Raw genomic sequence first — 21,586 nt, 5'->3', positions numbered from 1 at the left:
CTCAGGCCCCGATCCGGTAGCGGCGCCGTACGGCGGGGGTGAGCTCCTCGTGCACGACGGCCAGCTCCCCGGCGGTGAACAGGTCGCGGGTCAGGCCACGCTGGATCTTGCCGCTGGTGGTCCGCCGCACCTCCGAGGGGCGGACCAGCACGACGCCGCCGACCGAGACCCCGAACTCGCGGCCCAGCGTCACCCTGATCCGCTCGGCCAGCCCGGACGGGGAGACCTCGCCCAGATCGCGGACCCGGCACTCGTGCACGACGACGACCTCCTCGTCCGGCGCGGGTACGGTGAACACCGCGCCGACCCCGCGGGTCAGCGCCGGATGGGTGACCCGCACCTCCTCCTCCAGGTCCTGCGGGTAGAGGTTGCGGCCCCGGACGATGAGCAGTTCCTTGATCCGGCCGGTGACGTACAGCTCGCCCTCGTGGATCACACCCAGGTCCCCGGTGCGCAGGTAGCCGCCCTCGCCGCCGGCGGTCTCCACGTCGAAGACCTCCGCGTTGACCTCGGGCCGCCGCCAGTAGCCCCGTGCCACGTGCGGACCGCGCACCCAGATCTCGCCGATCCGGCCCTCGGGCAGCACGGCACGGCTCCGCGGATCGACGACGGCGACGCCGGGCTCCGCCCTGCCGCTGCCCGGCGCGTTCCGCACCTCGCCCCCCGCCGACGGCGTGAACTCGCCCCTGGCGAGCCGTTCGGCGTCCACCGGGGTGACCACGGCCGCGCTTCCCCTGGTGGTGCAGGAGACCGCCAGGGTCGCCTCGGCCAGGCCGTACCCGGGGAGCAGCGCGTCGGGCCGCAGGCCGTACGGCGCGAACCTCTCGGCGAAGGCCCGCAGGGTGGCCGCCCTGATCGGCTCGGAGCCGTTGAGCGCCTGGGTCCACCCGGACAGGTCGAGCCCGGCGGCCTGCGCGTCGGTGATCCGCTGGACGCACAGTTCGTAGGCGAAGTTGGGGGCCGGCGAGAGGTTGATCCCGTGCCGGTCGATCATGCGCAGCCAGGCGTGCGGGCGCTTCAGGAAGGCGATCGGGGACATGAGCACGGTCGTGGTGCCGTTGGCCAGCGGGATCAGCAGCTGGCCGATGAGCCCGAAGTCGTGGTACATCGGCAGCCAGCCGCCGAACCGGGTGTCCGGGCCCGAGCCCGTGACGCGGTTGAAGACCTCGACGTTGGCGAGCAGGTTGCCGTGGTCCACCACGACGCCCTTGGGGTCGCCGGTGGATCCGGAGGTGTACTGCAGGAAGGCCGGGGCGCGGGCGTCGTCCGCCGGGGGACGCCAGCCGTCGGCGGACGGCGGCTCCTCGTCGACGGCCAGGCAGGTCAGGCCGTCGAGCCCGGCCTCCGCCGCCCATTCCTTGATCGAGCCGAGGGCGCGGACGTCGGTGAGGACGACGGTCACCCCGGCGTCCCTGGCGATCGCGGCCAGCCGCTCCCGCTGCCGCCGGTAGCCGTCGGGCGGCGGCGAGGGAACCGCGATCATCCCGGCGTAGAGGGCGCCGAGGAACCCCTTGGCGAAACCGGTGCCGGGCTCGTGCAGCAGCAGCACCCGGTCCCCGGGCTCGGCGTGGACGCGCAGCAGCACCGCCACCCGCCGTGCCGCGAGATCCAGTTCGGCGTAGGTCAGCGGCTCGTCACCCGCCCCGTCGGCCGGGTCGTGGCAGAAGACCAGCGCCACCCTGTCACCGTGGCTGGACGCCCGTTCCCGCATCAGCGCGGTGAAGCTGTCGTGCTCAGGCATGCGTTCGACCTCTTCCGGTGAGAACCTGCTACGCATGCTTCCGAACCGGGGGCCACGCCATAAGCCGCGAACGAGCGGACTGAGGGCTATACCCGAAAGGCCGCCTCCACCGCCAGGAGCCGGGCGCGGCGGTAGCCCAGGTCGAGCCGCTCCAGGAGCCGCACCCCGCCGGGGTGCGGGGTGAGGAAGTGCCCGCCGGGCGCCCCCACCCTCCTCGTCGCGGCCGGGACCACCGCGGGCGACCCCGCGGGGTCCATGGTGTCCGCCCAGCTCTCCGCCGCGTCCACGGCGACGATCAGCCGGATCAGCGCGGCGTCGTCCGGCTCGGCGGGCGCGTGAGCCGCCCAGTAGGCGGCCCGGGTGAGGTATCCCCCGTCCGGCGGGCGCCGCGCCACCACGACCGGGAGCAGCGACCGGTTCGTCAGCGACTCGCACGCCAGCAGGGTGACCCAGGGCAGACCGTCGGGGGCCGGGGCATCGGAGGCCGGGGCGTCGTCGCCCTCGGCCCCGCACCACGGGCACCGCACGCGGCGCACCCCGACGGGCGGCGTGGCGTCGCCGGGGGGCAGCGGCAGCGACGGCGGCACCAGCAGGTGCCCGGCCGCCTCGCGCCCGGCCATCCGCTCCACGACCCGCTCCACCGGCTCCGTACCGCGCGTCCCCGGAGGCTCCCCGCTCGGGGCCGCCCGTCCCGCGCCGCGCGCGTCCGGCGGCTCCCCCGCCCGCCCGGCCGGTCTCCCGGGGCCGTCGCCGTACTCCTCGCTAGGCATATGTGCGCTCCGGGAGGGTCGCCGCGCGCCCGTGTTCGACCGCGGCGACGCCCAGGTCGACCAGCGCCGACCGGGAGGCCTCGTCGAGCGGGAGCCGGTCGGCGAGGCTCAGCCCGCAGTCGATCCACGAGCCGACCGCGTCACGCAGCAGCTCGGCGGAGAAGGGCGGCCGGGTCCGCCGGAGCGCCGCGGGGCCCAGGCGGGAGACGTCCGCGCCGAGGATGTGGCCCGCGGCCCAGACCTCGGCGCACACCTCGGCGGAGACCGTGGGAGAGGCCGCGGAGGGGGAGGCGCGGGAGGAGGGGCACGCGCCGGACTCGGCGAAGGCCCGCTCGATCTCACCGGGGTCGACGCCGGCCAGGGCCGACCAGTCGCGCCAGTACCAGCCGAACGGATGCTCGACCGGCTCACCGGTGCCGGGACGGAGAAATCTCAGCACGCAGCGCGAGCCGATGAGCTCCACCACGAAGTCGCGTGGCTCGCGGGCCGCCGCCCGCAGGGCCAGTCCGGCCTCGACCTCCTCGACGGGCGACCAGTGCTCGGAGGGCAGGTGACGGCCGCCCGCCCAGACCGTCGCGTGGAAGGAGCCGGGGTGCCCGGCGATGGTGAGCTCGTCGGCGTGGTCCACCAGGTGCGGCACGGTCGCCGCCACGGGAATCCCGCGCTCCTGGCAGAACAGTGCGATCATCTCGTCGTCGTCGCGGATCTCGTCGGGGATCGGGGCGAGAAAGGCCGCCAGCTCGCGGGCGTGGGCCGCGGGCAGCACCAGGCCCTGGGTGGGCGTCCACTCGGCGGGGGACAGCGGCGCCCACGGGGACCCCGCCGCCGCGGCGCGGCGTACCAGATAGGAGTTCTGCGGGCTGTTCCAGTTGGAGTACAGCGCCACCGCGTGCCGGGGCCTGCGGGCGATCGCGTCCGCCAGATACCCGGCGAACCCGGCCGTCGGCGCCACGTCGTCCTGCAGGACCAGGTGGTGGGTGGCGTCGTCGGGAACCGCGGCCCAGGCGCGCTTCGCGGTACGCAGGGGGCTGGGCGGTCCCGTCGGATCGGGATCGGCGACCACCCTCGGCCTCAGCGGCGCGCACGCGCCCATCAGACGGGGCAGCCGGTGGCTCCGGGACGGGTGGTGCATGATCACGACGCTGATTCGAAGGTCCATGTCCTCTTCCGTTCACACCCGCAGCGGAGCGAGCCGGTCCACCGTCACGAACCGGCAGCCGCGCGCCATCATCGACTCAAGGATCCCGGGCAGCGCCTCCACGGTCTGGGAGCGGTCGCCCCCTCCGTCGTGCAGGAGGATGACCGACCCGAAGTCGGCCTGGTCGAGGACCTGCCCGGCGATCGCCGCCGCGCCGCCCATCGCCCAGTCGCACGGTTCGACATCCCACAGCACCGTGGTCAGGCCCTCCTCGGCCAGCCAGGTGAGCACCTCCGGCGAGCGCCCCCCGTACGGCGGGCGGACCAGGACGGGCGTCCCGCCGCCCGCCCGGTCGATCGCCTCGCCGGTCCGGCCGATCTGGCGCGAGACCTCCTGTCTGGACAGGTCGGGCAGGTAGGGGTGGGACCAGGTGTGGTTGCCCAGCAGGTGTCCCTCGTCCACGATCCGGCGGACGAGGTCGGGGAACGCCTGGACGTGCAGGCCGACGCAGAAGAAGGTGGCCGGGACGCGGTAGCGGCGCAGCACGTCCAGGACGCGGGGGGTGTGCACCGGGTGCGGGCCATCGTCGAAGGTGAGGGCGACCCTGGGCAGGGCCCGGCTGCCGTGGAACAGCAGGCCGCCCTGGGCGGTGAGCCGCCGTGCCAGCGGCTCGCTGCGCCTGATGTCGGCGTCGGCCTCGTCGTCCCGGCCGCCGAGCGTTCCCGAGCCGATGTCAAGCCTGGTCAGCCTGGCGAGGGCGTCGAGGCCGAGCCTGGCCAGGGTGTCGGAGGGGACCGGCCCGGACGCCGGCCTGACCGGCGTGTCCCACGGGTCGGCCCGGTAGACGTCGAGCCCGGCCGCCATCAGCGACCCGTCCAGCACCCCGTTGGTGCTGTCGATGACGGTGACCACCTCCGACCGCTCGGCCAGCGACCGCAGGAAGCCAACCGGCTCGTCGATCCCGGTGGCGGCGAACCGGCTCACCGCGACGGGCGTCCCCGCCTCGTCGACCACGGTGACGTCGTAGCCCTCCGGGCTCCAGGCGACCCCGGCGAACCACACGGCTCACCCCTCCCCGAGCGCGACGAGACGGCCGTCCGACCGGGCCGACCTGTAGGCGGCCTCGATGATCTGCGCTGTCGAGAGGATCTCGTCCAGCGGGCCGCCCCACCGGCCGGGGCACCCCGCGATCCGGGTGAAGTCGTCGAACATGTCGGCGAACCACTCCTCGTGGGTGGAACTGCGGGTCGGCGAGTCGAGCGTCCGCCGCTCGCCACCCCGGGACCCGGTGAACACGGCCACTCCGTCGGTGATGTCGAGGCTCCCCGTCGGGCCGGACAGCCCGTAATGGTTGGCGCGGGCGTCGTCCACCCAGCTCAGGTCGATCTCCGCGTTCCCGTCCGGGAAGTGGAGCCGGACGTTGATCGCCTCGTCCAGGCCGTCGGCCTGCCACCGCGCCGTCGCCCTGACCTTGGTCGGCCGCCCCCCGAACAGCCGGGTGACCATGTAGACGCAGTGCGAGCCGTGATCCAGCAGGATGCCACCCCCGGCCACCGCCGGGTCGCGCCGCCAGTCGGGCCGCCAGGAGCCGACGCCCCTCGCGTGGGTGGCCCGGCGGATCCGGATGGTCGCGGTGACCGGGGTGCCGGCCTCCTCCCTCGCCTCGGTGAGCATCCGCATCATCGGGGAGAAGAGGTAGTTGTGCGCGGGGTAGAGCAGCCGGCCCGCCCGGGTGGCGGCCTCGGCCAGCGCGCGGGCGTCGGCCGCGCGGAAGGCCACGGGCTTCTCGCAGATCACGTGGGCCCCGGCGGCGAGCGCCCGGGTGGTGAGCTCGGCGTGCGAGGAGGGCGGGGTGCAGACGTCGACCACGTCGACCCGGTCCGCCGCGAACAGCTCGGGCAGGCTCAGGTGGGTGCGCAACCCCGGCTGGAGGTCCCTGGCCTCGGCGAGCCTGGTGGGCGAGGGGTCGACGACCGCGACCACCTCGGCCCCGGCGACCTGGCGGTAGGCGCCGAGCCTGGCGGTGCCGGCCGTACCGAATCCAGCGATGGCCACTCTCATGCGGCGCCTCCGATCAGGGTACGGCGAATGATCTCGACGGCCTCCAGGGCCTGGTCCCGGCCGATGTTCAGCGGGGGGTAGAGCCGCAGCGTGTTGCCACCGGTCATGACGAGCACCCCGGCCTCCAGGAGTTCCAGGAACGTCCGGCGCAGCACCTGGCCGGAGACCGGCTCCCGGGTGGTCTTGTCGGCGACCAGCTCGATGCCGATCGCCAGGCCGACGCCCCGGACATCACCGACGAGAGGGGCCTCCTCGGTGAGCGGGCGGAGCGCCTCAAGCAGTTCGGCGCCCAGCCTCGCGGTGTGGTCGGCGAGATCCTCCTCGACCAGCACGTCGACGACGGTGGCCACGGCCCGGCAGGCCATGGGGAACGCGCCGAAGCTGGAGGAGCTGGCACTCGGGTCGGCGAACGGCCGCGCCGACATGTGCTCGGCGGTGGAGATGACCCCGGTGACCGGGTAGCCGCCGCCCATGCCCTTGCCGACGGTGACGATGTCGGGGACCACCCCGTCGTGCTGGAAGGCGAACGCGGCGCCGGTCCGCCCGAAACCGGTCATCATCTCGTCCACGATGAGCAGCGCGTCGAACTCCTTCGCCACCTCGCCGAGCGCCTGGAGGTAGCCGGGCGGCGGGACGACGTTCCCGGAGCGCCCCTGGACCGGTTCGACCACCAGCGCGGCGAGCGCGCCCGTGGAGTTCTGCTTGATCACCTCACGGGCCTGGTCCACACAGGCCAGCCCGCAGGAGTCCGGCTTGAGTTTCAGCGGGCAGCGGTAGCAGTTGGCGTACGGCGCGCTGAAGTTGCCGGCCGGCAGCGGGCCGAGGCCCGACCTGGCCCCCGCGGTGAGCGCCAGGCTGCCGAGCGACTTGCCGTGGAACCCGCCCCAGAAGGACAGGAACTCGTACTTGCCGGTGACCGACTTGGCCAGCCGGAGCGCGGCCTCGACCGCCTCGGTCCCGCCGCTGTAGAGCTGGATGCGGTCCAGCGGTTCGGGCAGAAGGTCCCGTACGGCCCGCGTCATCTCCCGGCGCGCGTGGGAGCCGAAGGCCCCGGCGGGTGAGATCGCCAGCTGCGCGCTGAGCGCGCTGACGAAGTGGGGGTTGGCGTGGCCGATGGAGTTCACTCCGCCCGCGCCCTGGAAGTCGAGAATCCGGTTGCCGTCGAGGTCGGTCAGGACGGCGCCCTCGGCCGTCTCCACGCACAGGGCCGACCAGAGCATCACGGCCTGCAGGCCCGGCCCGATGACCTCCTGCTCGGCCTCCCAGTGCTCAAGTGACTTGTCGCGAGGGGCGTTCAGGCCCCATGTTTCTCGATTACCGCCCGTCATGGGCTCAAGGGTGCCCGGCGCCGATCATGCTCCGTAAGCCTCGAACGGCCGCCCTTGTGGCTGCACGCCCGGCCATACCCGAAAAGGCACATCGGCCTGCCGCCCGGTCGTCGCTAGCGTGGGATGATGACCTTCACCCCGGAGCCCCCGGCCACCCCGGAGTCCTCGATCACCCCCGAGGCCCTGGTCGCCCTCGCGGCCGAGGCCGGCGTGCGGGCCGGGCGCCACGTGATCGAGCGCCGCCGCGCCGGGGTCACCCTCAGGACCAAGGGCGCCGCGCACGACATGGTCACCGAGATCGACGCCGAGGCCGAGGCCGTGATCCGGGCGATGCTCACCGTGGGCACCGTCGTCGGCGAGGAGTCCGGCGTCAGCGGGTCCGGAGACGTCCGGTGGTACGTGGACCCGATCGACGGCACGTACAACTTCGCCCGCGGGGTCCCGCTGTTCGCGGTCTCCATCGGGGTCGAGGTGGGGGGCCGGTTGGTCGGCGGGGTGGTCTACGACCCGGTCCGCGACGAGCTCTTCACCGCCGTGGGCGGTGAGCTCCGGCTGAACGGCCACCTCCTGGGAACGGATCCACCCTCTCCTCCGTCCACTCCAGCATCCGCATCCGCATCCGCATCCGCATCCGCATCCGCATCCGCATCCGCATCCGCATCCGCATCCGCATCCGCATCCGCATCCGCATCCGCATCCGCACCCGCACCCGCACCCGCACCCGCCGTACCCGGCTCCCCGCAGGGTCCCGCCGCACCCGCCGCGCCGGACTCGCCGCCGATGGTGCTCACCGACATCCCGACCGCCGGGCTGCGGGACGCGGCCGAGTTCGAGCTCTTCGCCGATCTGCTGGAGACGACGGACCTGCGCAGGATCGGCTCGTCGGCGCTGGCCCTGGCCTGGGTGGCCTGCGGCCGGGCCGACCTCACCGCCAACGCCGACGTGTTCGTCTGGGACGTCGCGGCCGGGCGGGCGCTGGTGACCGCGGCCGGTGGCGGGTTCGTCGGCGTACCGGGCGAGCCGGGCACCGAGCGGCGGACCGGATTCGTCGCCTGGCGGCCGGGCTTCACCGAGCTGGGGGGACGTGTCGCCGCCGGACTGGCAACCTTTGCCCACCTGTGTCCGGAACTCGCCAACCGTCTAGCGTGCCGGGGTACGCCGACGATTTGATTCGGTTATGTTTTTCAAACCGGTTGAACGCACGGAGACCACGCAGCTCAACGTCGCGATCTTTGTAGGCAACGAGCTGCTCCAGCGCGGGCTTGAAACGGTCCTGCGCCACCTGCCCTCCGTCGGCCAGGTCCATCAGTGCGCGAGCGCGGCCCAGGTCGAGCGGCTGGCCTCGGACGACTGCCTGGACATCGTGATTTTGACGAGTTCGTGGACCCAGCCCGTGGGACAGGGAACCCGGTTGAAGGTCCTGATGCTGCTCGACGAGACGCAGGTGAGAGACCCGGCCTTCGCCGCGTCGCTGCGCAGTGACGGGTTTCTGGTCCAGCAGGAGCTGACGGCCGACTCGCTCGGGGACACCCTGCGTCGCGTGGCGGCCGGGGAGACGCCGATCCCCGCCCGGCTCGCCCGGGAGCTGCTCTCCCAGGCCGCGGCGCCCACCGGCCGCCGCCAGGTCAACCTGACCCCCCGGGAGAGCACGACACTGGACCTGCTCTCCGAGGGGCTGAGCAACCGGCAGATCGCCAGAAGGCTGTCGATCTCCGAACACGGGGCGAAACGGCTGGTCGCAAGTGTGCTGCTGAAGCTGGACGCGCCCAACCGGACGACGGCGGTGGTGACCGCCATCAAGATCGGCATGATCGAATGCCGGTGAATTACTGAGGTCATTACGCTAAATACTCAACCGCCCAAAGCGTTCGAAAACCATTTATAATCCACCAGAGTTAAGGAATTGACCTTACGGCATTCGAACGACAAGATCACTCCTGTACCTCACCGTTGGTTGCCGAGTCAGAAAAATATTCTGCCGCCGGCCCGCGACTTTGCTGAGGAGGCGGTTGATGCTGGATGCTCGGCAGAAGAGAGCCTCGCAATGGGACATCTCCACGTTCTTGGCGTCGGCTCCTCACTGGAGCGTCCCGCTGATCATTTCGGGTGCGCTGGTGGGGATCGCCTCCGGAACCCTCATGGTCGTCATGGGTGCCGAGCCGAACAGCACGACGTTCCCCGCCACGGTGCTGGTGCTGGGCTGGTCCTTCGCCGGATGCGGCATCGTGCTGATCCAGCAGCCGCCCGGACGCCGGACCGGCATGCTCTTCCTGCTGACCGGGGTGGCCTGGACCCTGCGAGGCCTGCTGTTCCTGCCCCCGGGGATCGCGCAGACCCTGGCAACCGTGGTGCACGCGCTCCCGGCGACGTTTCTCGTGCACGCGGTCGTGCTGCCGTCCGAGGGAGAGCGACGCGACCGGCTGGAACGCGGCACCCTCGTCCTCGCCTGGCTGCTGCCGTTCACCCTGGCCCCCGACTATCTGCTCGGTGACCGGGATCCCAGCGAACCGTGCATGACCTGCCTGTCGCTGGAGCCCACCCTGTTCTCCTCGCCGATCCGGATCGTCGCCCACCTGCACGTGGCCCTGCTGGCGTGCGCGCTGCTGTGGGTGGTCGTCCGGCGCCGGCACAGGGGCCCGGGGCGCTCCCTCTGGTCGACGAGGATCCTGGCCTCGATCATCGCCCTGCAGATGGCGGTGGAGACCGTCGCCCCGGTGGCGCTGCCCCCCAGCGTGGTCGAGGCCACGCGGCTGCCGTTCAACGCGGTGGGTGTCACCGTCCTGGTCATGCTGCCGCCCGCCGTGGTCGCGGGGGCCCTCTACACCTGGCTGGACCACGCGAGGCAGGAGCGCGACCATCTGCGCCGCGACGCGCACGCCCGCACCGCGGCGGCGCTCCAGGCGATCCAGCGGGACCTGCACGACGGGGCGCAGCTGCGGATGCTCAAGGCCGCGATAGCCGTCCGCCTGGCACGCACCAATGCGGCCGAGCCCGACGTCGTCCGATCGCTCGACACCGCGATGGAGGAGCTCCGCGAGGCCCTGGAGGACCTGCGCAGGCTCGCCGCGGGTGACGCCTCGGAGGTGCTGCGACTGCGCGGACTGCCCGCCGCCCTGGAACGTCTGGCCACCGGCTCACCGGTGCCGGTCACCCTCTACGCCGAGCCGATGGCGGACCTGCCGCCCGATGTCGGTCAGGCCATCTACTATGTGGTCGCCGAGGCCCTGACCAACGTGGCCAGGCACGCCCAGGCCCAGTCCGTTCTGGTGACGTGCCGGGGCACCGGACAGGACCTGGTGCTGGAGATAAGCGACGACGGGATCGGCGGCGCCGTCCCGGGAGAGGGGCATGGCATATCCGGGATGGTTCAGCGGGCCGTAGTGGCGGGCGGCACATTCGAGCTGAGCAGCCCGCCCGGCGGCGGCACCACGGTCAGGGTGGTGATCCCGTGCGTGTCATCATCGCCGACGACACCGCACTGATCCGGGCCGGCACGGCCGCGCTGCTGCGGCAGGCCGGCATCGAGGTCGCCGCCACCGCCGCCGACGCCACCGCCATTCTCGGCCTGGTCCGGCAGCACGAGCCCGACGTGGTCATCCTCGACATCCGGATGCCGCCCACCTTCACGAACGAGGGGGTCGTCGCGGCGCAGCGGATCCGGGCGGAGTTTCCCGGCAAGGGGGTGCTCCTGCTCTCCCTGCACCTTGATCTCAACTACGCCCTGGAGATGGTGAACTCGGGGGAGGGACGGTTCGGCTATCTACTGAAGGAGCGGTTGCTCGACATCGCCGACCTCGTCCACGCGCTGCACCGCATCACGGCCGGGGACGCGGTCATCGACCCGGCGATCGTCCAGGCGCTCATGACGCGCCAGCGCGCCGCGCACACCGTGGGACGGCTGACCGCGCGCGAGCACGAGGTGCTCGGCCTGATGGCCGAGGGGCTCACCAACCAGGCCATCGGCGAGAAGCTCCATCTCAGCCGCAAGACCGTGGAAGCACATGTCACCCGAATCCTGGAAAGACTGGACATTCCGGTCGAAGAAGGAATCCACCGGCGAGTGATGGCCATTCTCGCCTTCTTCGAATCACGGTAACGCTGAGTATCCATTCGATTATAGGGAAATTCCCCTCTGTCAACAGGGATATCCCGCTATTGCCAGAAAGACACTCCTCCTAGTGTGATAGGTCAGCACCAAGCAAGACCTTCAACGGGGAGACAGCGGCAACGGGGAGACTGAATGCTGGCACAAGCACCTGTGAGCAGCCGAAATCACCAGGCCACGACATGGCTGGACATCTGTCAGGAACGGGGGCTCGTCAACGAACTTCAGGCGGAGGTACTTCGACTGCTGGCGAGCGGCCTGACCGACGACACCGTCGGTAAGAAGCTGGACATCTCATCACGCACGGTACAGCGCCACGTCTCCAGGGTGATGACCCTGGTAGGCGCCCGGAGCCGGTTGGAACTCGGGATCCTGCTGGCCAGCAGGATCCCGACCCACTAGCCGCGACCTCGATCACCGGTCCTCGGGGACGGCCGGGACGATCGTGAGCAGGCGCATCCCGTACGGCGGTCGGTGGGGCCGCCGTACGGGATGGAGATCAGACCTCGATCACCACGGGGATGATCATCGGGCGGCGCCGGTAGGTGTCGCTGACCCAGCGCCCGACGGTCCTGCGGACCACCCGGCGGATCTGCTGGATGTCGACCACACCGTCGGCCGCGTGCTCCTCCAGAGCCCTCTCAAGCTGCGGGAGGATCTCGACCAGCCGGTCGGGGTCGATGCCCGATCCACGGGCGTGGATCTCCGGGCCCGCGGTCAGCTTGCCGGTGCCGGTGTCGACCACCACGACGACGGAGATGAAGCCCTCCTCGCCCAGGATCCGCCGGTCCTTCAGCGCGAAGTCGGTGACGTCGCCCACCGAGGTGCCGTCCACGTAGACGTAACCCGCGGGGACCGCCCCCACGATCTTCGCCCGGCCGTCGATCAGGTCCACCACGACGCCGTCCTCGGCGATCACGATGTGGTCGTCCGGCACCCCGGTGAGCGCGGCGAGCTTGGCGTGCGCCCGCAGGTGCCGCCACTCGCCGTGCACCGGCATGAAGTTGGACGGCCGGGTCAGGTTGAGCACGTAGAGCAGCTCGCCCGCGGCGGCGTGCCCGGAGACGTGCACCTTCGCGTTGCCCTTGTGCACCACGCGGGCGCCCCAGCGGCTCAGCCCGTTGATCACCTTGTTGACGGCGGTCTCGTTGCCGGGCACCAGGGAGGAGGCCAGCAGCACGGTGTCGCCCTCGGCCACCCGGATCGGGTGGTCGCGGTTGGCCATCCGCGACAGCGCCGCCATCGGCTCGCCCTGGGACCCGGTGCAGATCAGCACCACGTCCTCCGGCGGCCAGCCCTCGATCTCCTTGGAGTCGACGATGACGTCCGGCGACACCCTCAGATAGCCGAGGTCGCGGGCGACGCCCATGTTGCGGATCATCGAACGGCCGACCAGGGCGACCTTGCGGCCGTGTTTTTCCGCCGAGTCGATGACCTGCTGGACGCGGTGGATGTGGGAGGCGAAGCTCGCCACGATCACGCGCTTCTCAGCGGTGCGGACCACCTCGTCGATGACCGGCGCGATCTCCCGCTCACTGGTGACGAAGCCCGGCACCTCGGCGTTGGTCGAGTCCGACATCAGCAGGTCGACGCCCTCGGCGCCGAGCCTGGCGAAGCCCCCCAGGTCGGTCAGCCGCCCATCGCTGGGCAGCTGGTCCATCCGGAAGTCGCCGGTGTGCAGCACGATGCCGGCGGGTGTCCGGATCGCGACGGCCAGCGCGTCCGGGATCGAGTGGTTGACGGCGAGGAACTCCGTCTCGAACGGCCCGAACCGGCGCCGCTCCCCCTCGACGACCCCGACCTTGACCGGCTGGATGCGATGTTCGGTGAGCTTCGCCTCGATCAGCGCCAGCGTCAGCCTGGACCCCACGATCGGGATGTCACGGCGCTCCCGCAGAAGGTACGGCACGGCGCCGATGTGGTCCTCGTGCGCGTGGGTCAGCACCACCGCCTCGACGTCGTCCAGGCGGTTCCTGATGTATTCGAAGTCGGGCAGTATCAGGTCGACGCCCGGCTGGTCCGGCTCGGGGAACAGCACCCCGCAGTCGACGATCAGCAGACGGCCGTCGTACTCGAACACCGCCATGTTGCGGCCGATCTCACCAAGGCCGCCCAGCGCGACGATGCGGAGTGCGCCGTCGGGAAGCCGCGGCGGTGGCCCGAGCTCGGGATGGGGGTGACTCATGCGGCCACACCTTTCTCATAGGCGGTGGCGGCTCCCTCGGATGGCAGGACTGCTCCCTCGCCGAGCACTCCCGTTCCCGGCGAACCGCTCTGTTCTCTGTCGCTCAAACTCCCGTTCCTCCCCACTGCGGCCGATACCGGCCGCGACGTTCCTGCTCATGACACAACCCCGTCGGACGGCTTCACGCCGCCCGCGATCAAGTCTTCTCGCAGCCGCGCGATCTGCTGCTCGGTGGCCTCCGTCAGCGGCGATCGCGCCGGGCCGGCGGACCGCCCCATCAGGGTGAGCGCCGCCTTCGCCATGATCGCGCCACCTGCCTGCGTCATGATCCCGGAGACCACCGGGAGCAGCCTGCGGTGGACGGCCAGCGCGCCCGCGACGTCACCCGAGCGGTACAGCTCCATCATCGCGGCGATCTCCGCGCCCACGACGTGCCCGACGACACTGACGCACCCGGCGGCCCCGACCGAGAGCCACGGCAGGTTGAGCGTGTCGTCACCCGAGTAGAAGACCAGGTCGGTGGCGGCCATCACCTGCGACCCGGCGAACAGGTCGGCCTTGGCGTCCTTCACCGCGACGATCCGCTCGTGCCCGGCCAGCCGGACGAGGGTGTCGGACTGGATCGGCACACCGCTGCGCCCCGGAATGTCGTAGAGCATGACCGGCAGGCCGGTGGCGTCGGCCACGGCGGTGAAGTGCCGGTAGAGCCCCTCCTGTGGCGGTTTGCTGTAGTAGGGCGTCACCACCAGCAGGCCGTGGGCCCCGGCGCGCTCGGCGGCACGGGCCAGTTCGGCGCTGTGCCGGGTGTCGTTGGTGCCCGCGCCGGCCACGATCGTGGCACGGTCACCGACCGCCTCGACAACGGCACGCAGGACGCGCTCCTTCTCCTCGTCGGAGGTGGTCGGGGACTCCCCCGTGGTACCGCTCACCACGAGGCCGTCGTTGCGCTGCTCGTCCACCAGATAGGTGGCCAGGCTTCGCACTCCCTCGTAGTCGACCTCGCCGTCGTCGGTGAACGGGGTGACCATGGCGGTCAGCATGCGGCCGAAAGGGGCGTCGGAGGTTCCAGTTGGCGCTGCCATAAACCGAACGCTACCCGGATCCGTAGAAACGGTAGACCCCGCCACCCCGCCTAGCCTCTGTACACCGATGGGGCCAAGGGGGAATATCTCCCCACCACACCTACTGCATACCGTACACGCGAATATGCGAGCGGTGGCCGGGGCCTGGGGCGGCCGAGGTGCCCGGGGGTGCCGCCGGCCGCCGGGACCCCCGCGGGACACGACGTTCCGGTCTCCGCGATCACGTCGGGCGGCGTTTCGGACACCCTCTCCGCCCGAGGCGGCCCGATCCGGCCCTCCCGGCTCCGCGGGCGCCGAAGAGGCCGCCGGTATGTGCTCGGGGGTACACACACCGACGACCTCTACCGTTGAATCGCGGGCACTTACGCGGGCGTTACATGGACTCTGAGATATTTTCAGCCCCTTTCTCGGCGCCACGCAAAGTTGGAGTTCCAAATTGCCGCCATTACCCTGAGTTGTGCGCCGAATACGTCAGGATGGGGCGACGCCCGTCAAACCCAGGGATGGACACGTGGCAAGCTCCGATCCGGTCTACCTGCGCGTCGTCGCCGATATCCGCCGCCAGATCGTCGACGGCTCCCTCTCCCCCGGCGCGCCGATCCCCTCCCGCGCCCAGCTCACCCGCAAGTACGGCGTGGGCGAGACCGCCGCCCGCCACGCACTCCGCGTGCTCGCCACCGAGGGCCTGATCGTCGGCCGCGTCGGCTCCGGTCACTACGTCAGGGCCAGGCCCACGCTGCTCCCACTGCACCGCTGGCGCTTCCACGACCACCATGCCCCCGTCGGCGCCGACGTCCAGACACAGGGCACCCGCACCACCCGGGAGTGGCGGATCGAGCGCGCCGAGGCCACCCCCGACATCGCCCAGCGCCTGCGGCTGGACGGCTCGGTCCCGGTGACCCGCACCCGCTACGTCCTGCGCGGTGACGGCAGGCCGCTGCAGCTCGCCACCTCCTACGAGCCCGCCGGGTTCGGCGAACCCGCCGCCGAGGAGACCCCCCGCAGCCTGATCGCCCGCCTGTCCGCCGCCGGGGTCAAGGTCACCGAGATAGTGGAGCAGGTCTACACCCGCGTCCCCCAGCCCGCGGAGAGCGACACCCTCGCCCTCCCGGCGGGCGTTCACGTCCTGCACGTGGAACGCACCCACTGGGCCGGCGACCGGCCGGTCGAGACCAGCGACATCGTCATCCCCGGCGACCGATTCCGCCTGGTTTACACCCACCCTCTCCCTCCGCAGCCCTAACACTCCGGCGACAACGTGAGATCAGAGCCGGGGTCCACGGATCCCTACTTCGGCAGTTTCGCGGCGAGGACGTCCAGCTTGTTGACGGCCGGAGCCTTGGCGAAGAGATGCCCGCCCTGCCGCCTCAGGGCCTCGGCGACCTGGCCCTCCAGATGGGCGTCACGGTCGGCCTCGTCGGGGAAGGCGTCGAAGACGGCGTAGGTGGTCGTCCCCAGGCGGATCGCGAACCAGGCGGTGGTCCCGGGCTCCGCCTCGACAAGCGGGAGGGCCTCCCTCAAGAAGTCCTCCACCTCGGCCTCCTTGCCGGGCTTGGCTTCGAGTAGAACGAACAGTCCCAGGGTGACCATGTATCCTCCCGCCGGCTCCAGCGAAGGTTTCGCTGTCTCCCCTCAGCGTCTCCGTGTCATGACCACGGCTACACCGCGTGCTCGCCCCGGACCTTTAAAGGATGCGGCTAAAAGACGGGGCCGTTCCAGCCGGTCACGCTCCGGAGCGCGCCCGCAGGACCTCCAGCGCCCGGTCTGCGTGGGTCTGCATGCTGGCCTCACTGTGGATCACCGCGAGGAGACTGCGGTCGGTGTCGATGACGAAGGTCATCCGGCGGGTGAGGAAGGGGCCCACCGCGAAGTTACGGCGGGCACCGAGACTGCGGGCCACGGCGCCGTCCGGATCCGACAGCAGGGGGAAGCCCAGGGCGTTGGTCTCGGCGAAACGTCTCTGCCGGGCGACGGTGTCGCGGCTGATGCCCACCGGACCCGCGCCGACCTCGGCGAACTCGCTCGCCAGATCCCGGAAATGACAGCTCTCCGCCGTGCATCCCGAGGTCATGGCCGCCGGGTAGAAGAACAGGACCACCGGCCCCTTGGTGAGAAGATCGGTGAGGCGCCGGGCCGTACCGGTCTCGTCGAAGAGCTCGAAATCCTCGACCACATCTCCGACCGCGAGGCTTCCACTCACGACATGTCCTCCCTGTGTCACTGAACCTGCGTCACTGAACCTGTGCCACTGAGCCTTCGTCATCGAGCCTTCGTCACCGCAGGTGCCCGAACCGCCCGCCGTGGGTGGTTTCCGACCGGCAGGGCCGAAGATCGGTAATGCCCTCCCATTGTCGGCGGAAGGAGGCCCGTTGTCAGCGGAAGAACGACCTCGGTGCGGAACCGGGGCTCCGGCGGGCCCCCTCCCGGGCGGCCCCGCCGGGCGGATCACCCCCCGGGGCCCGGGGAATCGGCCTACCGGCAGGGGGCCGGCGCGCGGAGCCGGGAGGCCGGCGCGCGGAGCCGGGAGGCCGGCGCGCGGAGCCGTATCGCGCCGTTCAACACCACTTAAAGCACTATGAAAGTGTCGCGATGAGCACCACCCCCTACTGGCATACAGTGGTCGCAGAGAGGTGAGCGACCACATGGACAACCCCGCGGACCTGGTGTGCGACTTCGTGAACACCTACGACGTCGAGAGCGGCACCGACTCGATCCCGTCACCCGCGGCCCTGACCGCCTGGCTCGGCGGACGCGGCCTGATCGGGCCGGGAGACAGCGCGGGCGACGCCGACGTGAGCCTGGCCGCCGATCTGCGGGAGGCTCTGCGCGCGGCGCTCCGCCACAACCACGACCGCGACGGCACCCACGACCGCGCCGACAACGGCGACGGCCCCGGCGGCGACCGCGACCACGGCGGCGAGGAGCGGCGGCCTGGACCGTCCCGGCCGTTCGCCGCGCTCCCGTTACGGGTCGCGCTGACCGCGTCCGGACCGGCCCTCGAACCCGTCTCCACCGGGGTGCCCGGCGCGCTGGCCGGGATCGCGGCGGCCGTGATGGGCGCGCACGCGGACGGCAGGTGGCCGAGGCTGAAGGTCTGCGCCGAGAGCACCTGCCAGTGGGCCTTCATCGACTCCTCCAAGAACCGCTCGCGCTCCTGGTGTTCCATGAGGGTCTGCGGCAACCGCACGAAGACCAGGGCATACCGGGCCCGGCGTCAGACCGAGACAGACTCGCGTCATCCCTGAGTCGGATTCCCCGATACGGTGTAGGAGCCTGTCTCGCGGATCCACCCGCCTGATGCCCGCTCGCGTGGCACGAGACCTGCGAGGCGGCGTGTCCTGAGGCGACGGCAGACGGCAGAGAAGGAGCGGGCCGAAATGGCAGACGTAGGCGTGCGGGCGGCTCGGCACGATGATGTCGCCGCGGTGACGAGCACCCAGATTCGCGCCTGGAAGTACGGCTACCGGAGTTTCCTTCCCGAGGGGCCGCTGGAGCAGATGACCGGCGCGGCGGCGGAGGCGCTCTGGCGGCGGCAGTGGGACGAGGCGATCGTCTCCCCGCCCAGCCCGCGCCACCGGGTGCTGGTCGCGGTGGAGCAGGTCGTGCTGGACACCGACGCCTTCCCCGCGCTGGGGCCGGGCGGCATCGAGGCCGCCGCCGCCTCCCGGGGCGCGGAGCGGGTGGCGGGCCTGGCCTCGCACGCCCCGGCCGAGGACCCCGATCTCACCCCCACCACGACGGGTGAGATGCTCACCTTCCTGGTGGACCCCGACTACGTACGGCGCGGCCACGGCAGCCGCCTCCTGAACGCCACGGTCGACCACCTCAGGGAGGACGGCTACCACACCATCGTGACCTGGGTCTTCGCCGACAACCACCCGGTGCTGGGCTTTTTGGAGTCGGCCGGCTGGGGTGAGGACGGAGCCGAGCGGGTCCTGAACATCGGCCGTTCCGTGCGGATGGTCCGCCTGGCCACCGACATCAGCTAACCCCGGAGAGGAAGCTCGCAGCACCATGGCCACCCCGAGCCAGTGGATCGCCGGAGCACGTCCGCGCACCCTTCCCGCCGCCGTCGTCCCGGTCGCCGTCGGCACCGGGGTGGCGCTCGGCCACGACGGGGCCGTGTGGTGGCGGGCGCTTCTCGCCCTGTTCGTCGCGCTCGCCCTGCAGGTGGGGGTGAACTACGCCAACGACTACAGCGACGGCGTGCGGGGCACCGACGACGAACGGGTCGGCCCGATGCGCCTGGTCGGCTCGGGGGCCGCGTCACCACGCGAGGTGCTCACCGCGGCCTTCGGCTGCTTCCTGGCCGCCGCGGTGGCCGGGCTGGCACTGGTCGTGGCCACCCGGGCGTGGTGGCTGCTCCTGGTCGGCGCGGCGTCGATCGCGGCGGCCTGGTTCTACACCGGCGGCTCCAGGCCGTACGGCTACCGCGCCCTCGGCGAGGTCTCGGTCTTCGTGTTCTTCGGCCTGGTCGCGGTGGCGGGCACCACGTTCGTGCAGCTCGAACGGCTGCCCTGGACCGCCCTCGTGGCCTCGGTCCCGGTGGGCCTGCTGGCCTGCGCGATGCTGGTGGTCAACAACCTGCGCGACATCGTGGGCGACGGCCCTGCGGGCAAGCGCACCATGGCCGTGGTGCTCGGCGACAACCGGACCCGCGTCCTCTACACCCTCTGCCTGGTGCTGCCGCTGGTCATCGCACCGGCCATGGCGCTGCGGGAGCCGTTCGCGGCGCTGGCCGTACTCGCCGCCCCGCTCGCGATCACCCCGGTGAAGGCCGTCAGGCGGGGCGTCACCGGCCCCGCGTTGATCGCCACACTCCAGCAGACCGGCCGGTTCCAGCTCGTCTACGGCCTGCTGTTCACGGCCGGCCTGGCGCTGAGCGCCCTGTAGAACGCGCTGGACGCCCCGCGGAACGGACGCCTGTCACCGGCCCACTGATCGCCCGTCCCTCGCCGGCGGCCCGAGACGCGCCGGGAGGACAGGTCGGACGCTCCGCCGGTGTTCCGCGCGGAGTGCCTGTCGCGGGGATGGAGCGTGGCGGCCGGAAGGTCGGCTCTTCCGGCCACCACGCGGCTCATGGAGGGGTTTCCCGGGGTCTTCCGGGAGGGTGGTGCAGGCCGGTCGAGTGCCACCCCAGACCGGCCTGCACCTGGTCCGCGCGTCCACCTGTCTGCGTCCCCGGGGCGCGCGGGAGGACGCGGCGGCGCAGGAAACGGGCCCCCCACTGAACCGGTTCCCTGCCCGGCCGCCGCGCCGGTCTCATCTCGCCGACCCCGCCACGGAGGGGGGGACGGCGAAGCGTTCGGCGATCCGGCGGGCGACCCGCTCCAGTTCCTCGACGGGACCGCGCTCGGCGCGTTCACCGTGGCAGGTGGACCAGAAGAACGTCTGCCCGTGCGGATCGGCCCAGATGGTCAGATCGTTTCTGACGTGCAGGCACGGCTGTCCCTCCTCGTAGGCGAGGGAGGTGTAGACACCGTGGCCGTGCAGGGCCTGCTGGAGGTGATCAATGGCGATGATCGTGTCCAGCCGGGAGATATTCGCGCTCAGCCGCTCAGCCACCGGCGTACCCGGAAAGGGGATCACGGTCAGCTCCTTTGCTGCTGGTAGTGAGGGGGTGTGGCCCCGGGATCGTCGTCCGGTTCGGCCCCTGGGGGAGGGCTGGATACCGGTGACGTCTCCCGGGGCCACTCGGAGTGGCAGACCCGGTGACCCCGCGGGTACGGGGGCGTAGACGGGATCACCGCGCGCTTGGGAGCTGCCACGGGTCTTCTGGTGCGGGACCGGCGACCGGTGGGTCACCGAGGAAACGCGTCAGGACACTCCAGGACGTCGTCCGGATTGATGCCGGATGGCGAGTCACCGGGTGACCGGGAGACCAAACGGAACAAAAAACGTCAGGGTCGAACATGGAGCTCAAGAAGGTGCCCGGTCGGCGCGTGCCCGTTCCGCGTGACGCGGGCCGTACAACTCGGAGGTGGGTCACCTAACGGCCGGCTGCCGTCAGGTGCTTGTCACTGTTCGGCCGGGGCCGACCACCACGCGTTCTGTGAGCGGAACTCGCCGTGTTCGTCGAGCTCCTTCAGCTCGCCGGTGTCGACCTGGTAGACCCAGCCGTGCAGCTTCAGCCGCCCGGCCTCCACCTCGCGCTTGACCATCGGGTAGGCGCTGAGGGTCCGCAGCTGCGCGACCACGTGCCGCTGCACGAACTCCAGCAGCGCCCGGTCCCGCGGCGGCCGCCCCGACACTCCCTCCAGGCCCGGCCGCGCCAGGTCCAGCCAGCCGTTCACCCCCGGAAGCGCCGACAGGTCCTCACCCCGCACCACCGCCCCCACCGCCCCGCAGTGCGAGTGCCCGCAGACCACGATGTTGCGGACCTCCAGCACCCCGACCGCGTACTCGATCGTCGCCACCTCCCCCGAGGCCGACGGCGCGTCGTGCGGCGGCACGATGTTGCCCGCGTTCCGCAACTCGAACAGGTCACCCGGTCGCGCCGAGGTGATCAGCGCCGGAATCACCCGCGAATCCGAGCAGGAGATGAACAGCGCCTGCGGCCACTGACCATTGGCCAGGTGGCGATACTCCTGGCCGTAATCGACGGTCCGGCGCCAGAACATACGCGCGTTCATCAGTAAGCTGTTCAAGAACGCCTCCTTGGTCCGGGTTTTGTCCGCACCCTTTGGTCTGGGTTTCTCCGCACCGTATTGAGTGGCCGACGAGGAGCGGGCCAGAGGAGAGCTTGAACATGGTTAGCGTTCGGCGAGCGAACGTTAGGACCGTCGGCTGCGAACGGCCTCGGGGCGAACCGGGGGCAGCCCCGCCCACCTGGATCGATCCATCGGAGCCGGTGGACGCTCGGGGCTGCGGTCTCGGCCGCCCCGAGGAGGCGTGTCACGCCACTCCGGGGCGCCGTCCGGCGGGGACCAGGCGACGAATCACCAAATGAGCGCATAAAAATCTTTTTAGTGACCGGAGCCGCGGAAGCCAAAACCCGCCTCGGGCGAATAAGTCCGGCGCCGCCATGGCCGGCGCGCCCCGAGAAGGCGAACGGGGATTTGTTGAGGGAAATCAATCCGGACGGAATGGCCGCAGGATCGAAATCGACGGTTTCACGGACCGCCCCACGCGAGATCGGCCGTTCAACGCCGCCCGCCCATTCGGAGTGATTCTCCA

The 21,586-nt window shown here is 71.3% G+C and carries 21 protein-coding genes; 9 read left to right on the top strand and 12 right to left on the bottom strand.

Annotated elements, in window-relative coordinates:
• Window position 1 precedes the first annotated feature (1 nt).
• From ACWEF2_RS20105 to ACWEF2_RS20080, 6 genes are all read right to left on the bottom strand, one after another.
• Entirely contained in the window at window positions 2–1,741 is a 1,740-nt protein-coding gene (locus ACWEF2_RS20105; RefSeq protein ID WP_453817234.1) for a fatty acyl-AMP ligase, read from the bottom strand.
• 86 nt (window positions 1,742–1,827) lie between these two features.
• A complete protein-coding gene (locus ACWEF2_RS20100; RefSeq protein ID WP_453817232.1) occupies window positions 1,828–2,511 on the bottom strand; it encodes a hypothetical protein in 684 nt (227 codons plus the stop codon).
• Window positions 2,504–3,670 carry a hypothetical protein gene (locus tag ACWEF2_RS20095; RefSeq protein WP_453817230.1) on the bottom strand — a complete coding sequence of 389 codons (1,167 nt, stop codon included), beginning with the start codon at window positions 3,668–3,670 and terminating at the stop codon, window positions 2,504–2,506. Before ACWEF2_RS20095 ends, ACWEF2_RS20100 begins: the two co-directional genes overlap by 8 nt.
• Before the next feature lie 12 nt (window positions 3,671–3,682).
• The gene (locus ACWEF2_RS20090; RefSeq protein WP_453817228.1) at window positions 3,683–4,711 is read right to left on the bottom strand and encodes a polysaccharide deacetylase family protein; all 1,029 of its coding nucleotides are present in this window, start codon (window positions 4,709–4,711) and stop codon (window positions 3,683–3,685) included.
• A gap of 3 nt (window positions 4,712–4,714) precedes the next feature.
• Window positions 4,715–5,710: a Gfo/Idh/MocA family protein gene (locus tag ACWEF2_RS20085; RefSeq protein ID WP_453817226.1), complete on the bottom strand. Its 996-nt coding sequence runs from the start codon at window positions 5,708–5,710 to the stop codon at window positions 4,715–4,717.
• On the bottom strand, window positions 5,707–7,038 hold the full coding sequence (locus ACWEF2_RS20080; RefSeq protein ID WP_453817224.1) for an aspartate aminotransferase family protein: 1,332 nt from the start codon (window positions 7,036–7,038) through the stop codon (window positions 5,707–5,709). Before ACWEF2_RS20080 ends, ACWEF2_RS20085 begins: the two co-directional genes overlap by 4 nt.
• Before the next feature lie 126 nt (window positions 7,039–7,164).
• On the opposite strand from ACWEF2_RS20080, the gene ACWEF2_RS20075 reads away from it, so the two are divergent.
• From ACWEF2_RS20075 to ACWEF2_RS20055, 5 genes are all read left to right on the top strand, one after another.
• On the top strand, window positions 7,165–8,208 hold the full coding sequence (locus tag ACWEF2_RS20075; protein WP_453817222.1) for an inositol monophosphatase family protein: 1,044 nt from the start codon (window positions 7,165–7,167) through the stop codon (window positions 8,206–8,208).
• Window positions 8,209–8,215: 7 nt separating this feature from the next.
• On the top strand, window positions 8,216–8,863 hold the full coding sequence (locus ACWEF2_RS20070) for a response regulator transcription factor (RefSeq protein WP_453817220.1): 648 nt from the start codon (window positions 8,216–8,218) through the stop codon (window positions 8,861–8,863).
• 187 nt (window positions 8,864–9,050) lie between these two features.
• On the top strand, window positions 9,051–10,520 hold the full coding sequence (locus ACWEF2_RS20065) for a sensor histidine kinase (protein ID WP_453817218.1): 1,470 nt from the start codon (window positions 9,051–9,053) through the stop codon (window positions 10,518–10,520).
• On the top strand, window positions 10,487–11,134 hold the full coding sequence (locus ACWEF2_RS20060) for a response regulator transcription factor (protein ID WP_453817216.1): 648 nt from the start codon (window positions 10,487–10,489) through the stop codon (window positions 11,132–11,134). The genes ACWEF2_RS20065 and ACWEF2_RS20060 overlap by 34 nt, the downstream gene beginning before the upstream one ends.
• Window positions 11,135–11,278: 144 nt before the next feature.
• On the top strand, window positions 11,279–11,545 hold the full coding sequence (locus ACWEF2_RS20055) for a helix-turn-helix domain-containing protein (protein ID WP_453817213.1): 267 nt from the start codon (window positions 11,279–11,281) through the stop codon (window positions 11,543–11,545).
• A gap of 97 nt (window positions 11,546–11,642) precedes the next feature.
• Here the strand turns inward: ACWEF2_RS20055 and ACWEF2_RS20050 are convergent, their stop codons facing one another.
• Window positions 11,643–13,328 carry a ribonuclease J gene (locus ACWEF2_RS20050; protein ID WP_453817211.1) on the bottom strand — a complete coding sequence of 562 codons (1,686 nt, stop codon included), beginning with the start codon at window positions 13,326–13,328 and terminating at the stop codon, window positions 11,643–11,645.
• A 155-nt stretch (window positions 13,329–13,483) separates the two neighbouring features.
• Complete coding sequence (dapA, locus tag ACWEF2_RS20045) at window positions 13,484–14,410, bottom strand: 4-hydroxy-tetrahydrodipicolinate synthase (RefSeq protein WP_453817209.1); 927 nt, start codon at window positions 14,408–14,410, stop codon at window positions 13,484–13,486.
• 511 nt (window positions 14,411–14,921) lie between these two features.
• Between dapA and ACWEF2_RS20040 the strand changes: the two genes are divergently transcribed.
• Window positions 14,922–15,653 carry a GntR family transcriptional regulator gene (locus ACWEF2_RS20040; protein ID WP_453817207.1) on the top strand — a complete coding sequence of 244 codons (732 nt, stop codon included), beginning with the start codon at window positions 14,922–14,924 and terminating at the stop codon, window positions 15,651–15,653.
• A 44-nt stretch (window positions 15,654–15,697) separates the two neighbouring features.
• Here ACWEF2_RS20040 and ACWEF2_RS20035 read toward each other — a convergent pair whose 3' ends face one another.
• Window positions 15,698–16,000, bottom strand: coding sequence for a putative quinol monooxygenase (locus ACWEF2_RS20035; protein WP_453817205.1), 303 nt, complete (start codon window positions 15,998–16,000; stop codon window positions 15,698–15,700).
• 133 nt (window positions 16,001–16,133) lie between these two features.
• A complete protein-coding gene (locus tag ACWEF2_RS20030) occupies window positions 16,134–16,610 on the bottom strand; it encodes a peroxiredoxin (protein ID WP_453817203.1) in 477 nt (158 codons plus the stop codon).
• 442 nt (window positions 16,611–17,052) lie between these two features.
• Between ACWEF2_RS20030 and ACWEF2_RS20025 the strand changes: the two genes are divergently transcribed.
• The 3 genes from ACWEF2_RS20025 to ACWEF2_RS20015 all read left to right on the top strand — a co-directional run bounded on the left by ACWEF2_RS20025 (window position 17,053) and on the right by ACWEF2_RS20015 (window position 19,303).
• Window positions 17,053–17,655 carry a CGNR zinc finger domain-containing protein gene (locus ACWEF2_RS20025; protein WP_453817201.1) on the top strand — a complete coding sequence of 201 codons (603 nt, stop codon included), beginning with the start codon at window positions 17,053–17,055 and terminating at the stop codon, window positions 17,653–17,655.
• A 132-nt stretch (window positions 17,656–17,787) separates the two neighbouring features.
• Window positions 17,788–18,399, top strand: coding sequence for an N-acetyltransferase family protein (locus ACWEF2_RS20020; protein ID WP_453817199.1), 612 nt, complete (start codon window positions 17,788–17,790; stop codon window positions 18,397–18,399).
• A 25-nt stretch (window positions 18,400–18,424) separates the two neighbouring features.
• Window positions 18,425–19,303 (top strand): 1,4-dihydroxy-2-naphthoate polyprenyltransferase, encoded by an 879-nt coding sequence (locus ACWEF2_RS20015; protein ID WP_453817197.1) that lies wholly within the window; start codon window positions 18,425–18,427, stop codon window positions 19,301–19,303.
• 369 nt (window positions 19,304–19,672) lie between these two features.
• Here the strand turns inward: ACWEF2_RS20015 and ACWEF2_RS20010 are convergent, their stop codons facing one another.
• Complete coding sequence (locus ACWEF2_RS20010) at window positions 19,673–19,999, bottom strand: hypothetical protein (protein WP_453817195.1); 327 nt, start codon at window positions 19,997–19,999, stop codon at window positions 19,673–19,675.
• Between the two features lie 428 nt (window positions 20,000–20,427).
• The gene (locus ACWEF2_RS20005; RefSeq protein ID WP_453817193.1) at window positions 20,428–21,057 is read right to left on the bottom strand and encodes a carbonic anhydrase; all 630 of its coding nucleotides are present in this window, start codon (window positions 21,055–21,057) and stop codon (window positions 20,428–20,430) included.
• Window positions 21,058–21,586: the final 529 nt, after the last annotated feature.

Source organism: Streptosporangium sp. NPDC004631 (assembly GCF_053601935.1).
This window is presented reverse-complemented; position numbering and strand designations above follow the sequence as displayed.

Coding starts and splice junctions, on each gene's coding strand:
- ACWEF2_RS20105 (WP_453817234.1), bottom strand. CDS start 1,741: ATGCCTGAGCACGACAGCTTCACCGCGCTGATGCGGGAACGGGCGTCC.
- ACWEF2_RS20100 (WP_453817232.1), bottom strand. CDS start 2,511: ATGCCTAGCGAGGAGTACGGCGACGGCCCCGGGAGACCGGCCGGGCGG.
- ACWEF2_RS20095 (WP_453817230.1), bottom strand. CDS start 3,670: ATGGACCTTCGAATCAGCGTCGTGATCATGCACCACCCGTCCCGGAGC.
- ACWEF2_RS20085 (WP_453817226.1), bottom strand. CDS start 5,710: ATGAGAGTGGCCATCGCTGGATTCGGTACGGCCGGCACCGCCAGGCTC.
- ACWEF2_RS20080 (WP_453817224.1), bottom strand. CDS start 7,038: ATGACGGGCGGTAATCGAGAAACATGGGGCCTGAACGCCCCTCGCGAC.
- ACWEF2_RS20075 (WP_453817222.1), top strand. CDS start 7,165: ATGACCTTCACCCCGGAGCCCCCGGCCACCCCGGAGTCCTCGATCACC.
- ACWEF2_RS20070 (WP_453817220.1), top strand. CDS start 8,216: ATGTTTTTCAAACCGGTTGAACGCACGGAGACCACGCAGCTCAACGTC.
- ACWEF2_RS20065 (WP_453817218.1), top strand. CDS start 9,051: ATGCTGGATGCTCGGCAGAAGAGAGCCTCGCAATGGGACATCTCCACG.
- ACWEF2_RS20055 (WP_453817213.1), top strand. CDS start 11,279: ATGCTGGCACAAGCACCTGTGAGCAGCCGAAATCACCAGGCCACGACA.
- ACWEF2_RS20050 (WP_453817211.1), bottom strand. CDS start 13,328: ATGAGTCACCCCCATCCCGAGCTCGGGCCACCGCCGCGGCTTCCCGAC.
- dapA (WP_453817209.1), bottom strand. CDS start 14,410: ATGGCAGCGCCAACTGGAACCTCCGACGCCCCTTTCGGCCGCATGCTG.
- ACWEF2_RS20035 (WP_453817205.1), bottom strand. CDS start 16,000: ATGGTCACCCTGGGACTGTTCGTTCTACTCGAAGCCAAGCCCGGCAAG.
- ACWEF2_RS20025 (WP_453817201.1), top strand. CDS start 17,053: ATGGACAACCCCGCGGACCTGGTGTGCGACTTCGTGAACACCTACGAC.
- ACWEF2_RS20020 (WP_453817199.1), top strand. CDS start 17,788: ATGGCAGACGTAGGCGTGCGGGCGGCTCGGCACGATGATGTCGCCGCG.
- ACWEF2_RS20015 (WP_453817197.1), top strand. CDS start 18,425: ATGGCCACCCCGAGCCAGTGGATCGCCGGAGCACGTCCGCGCACCCTT.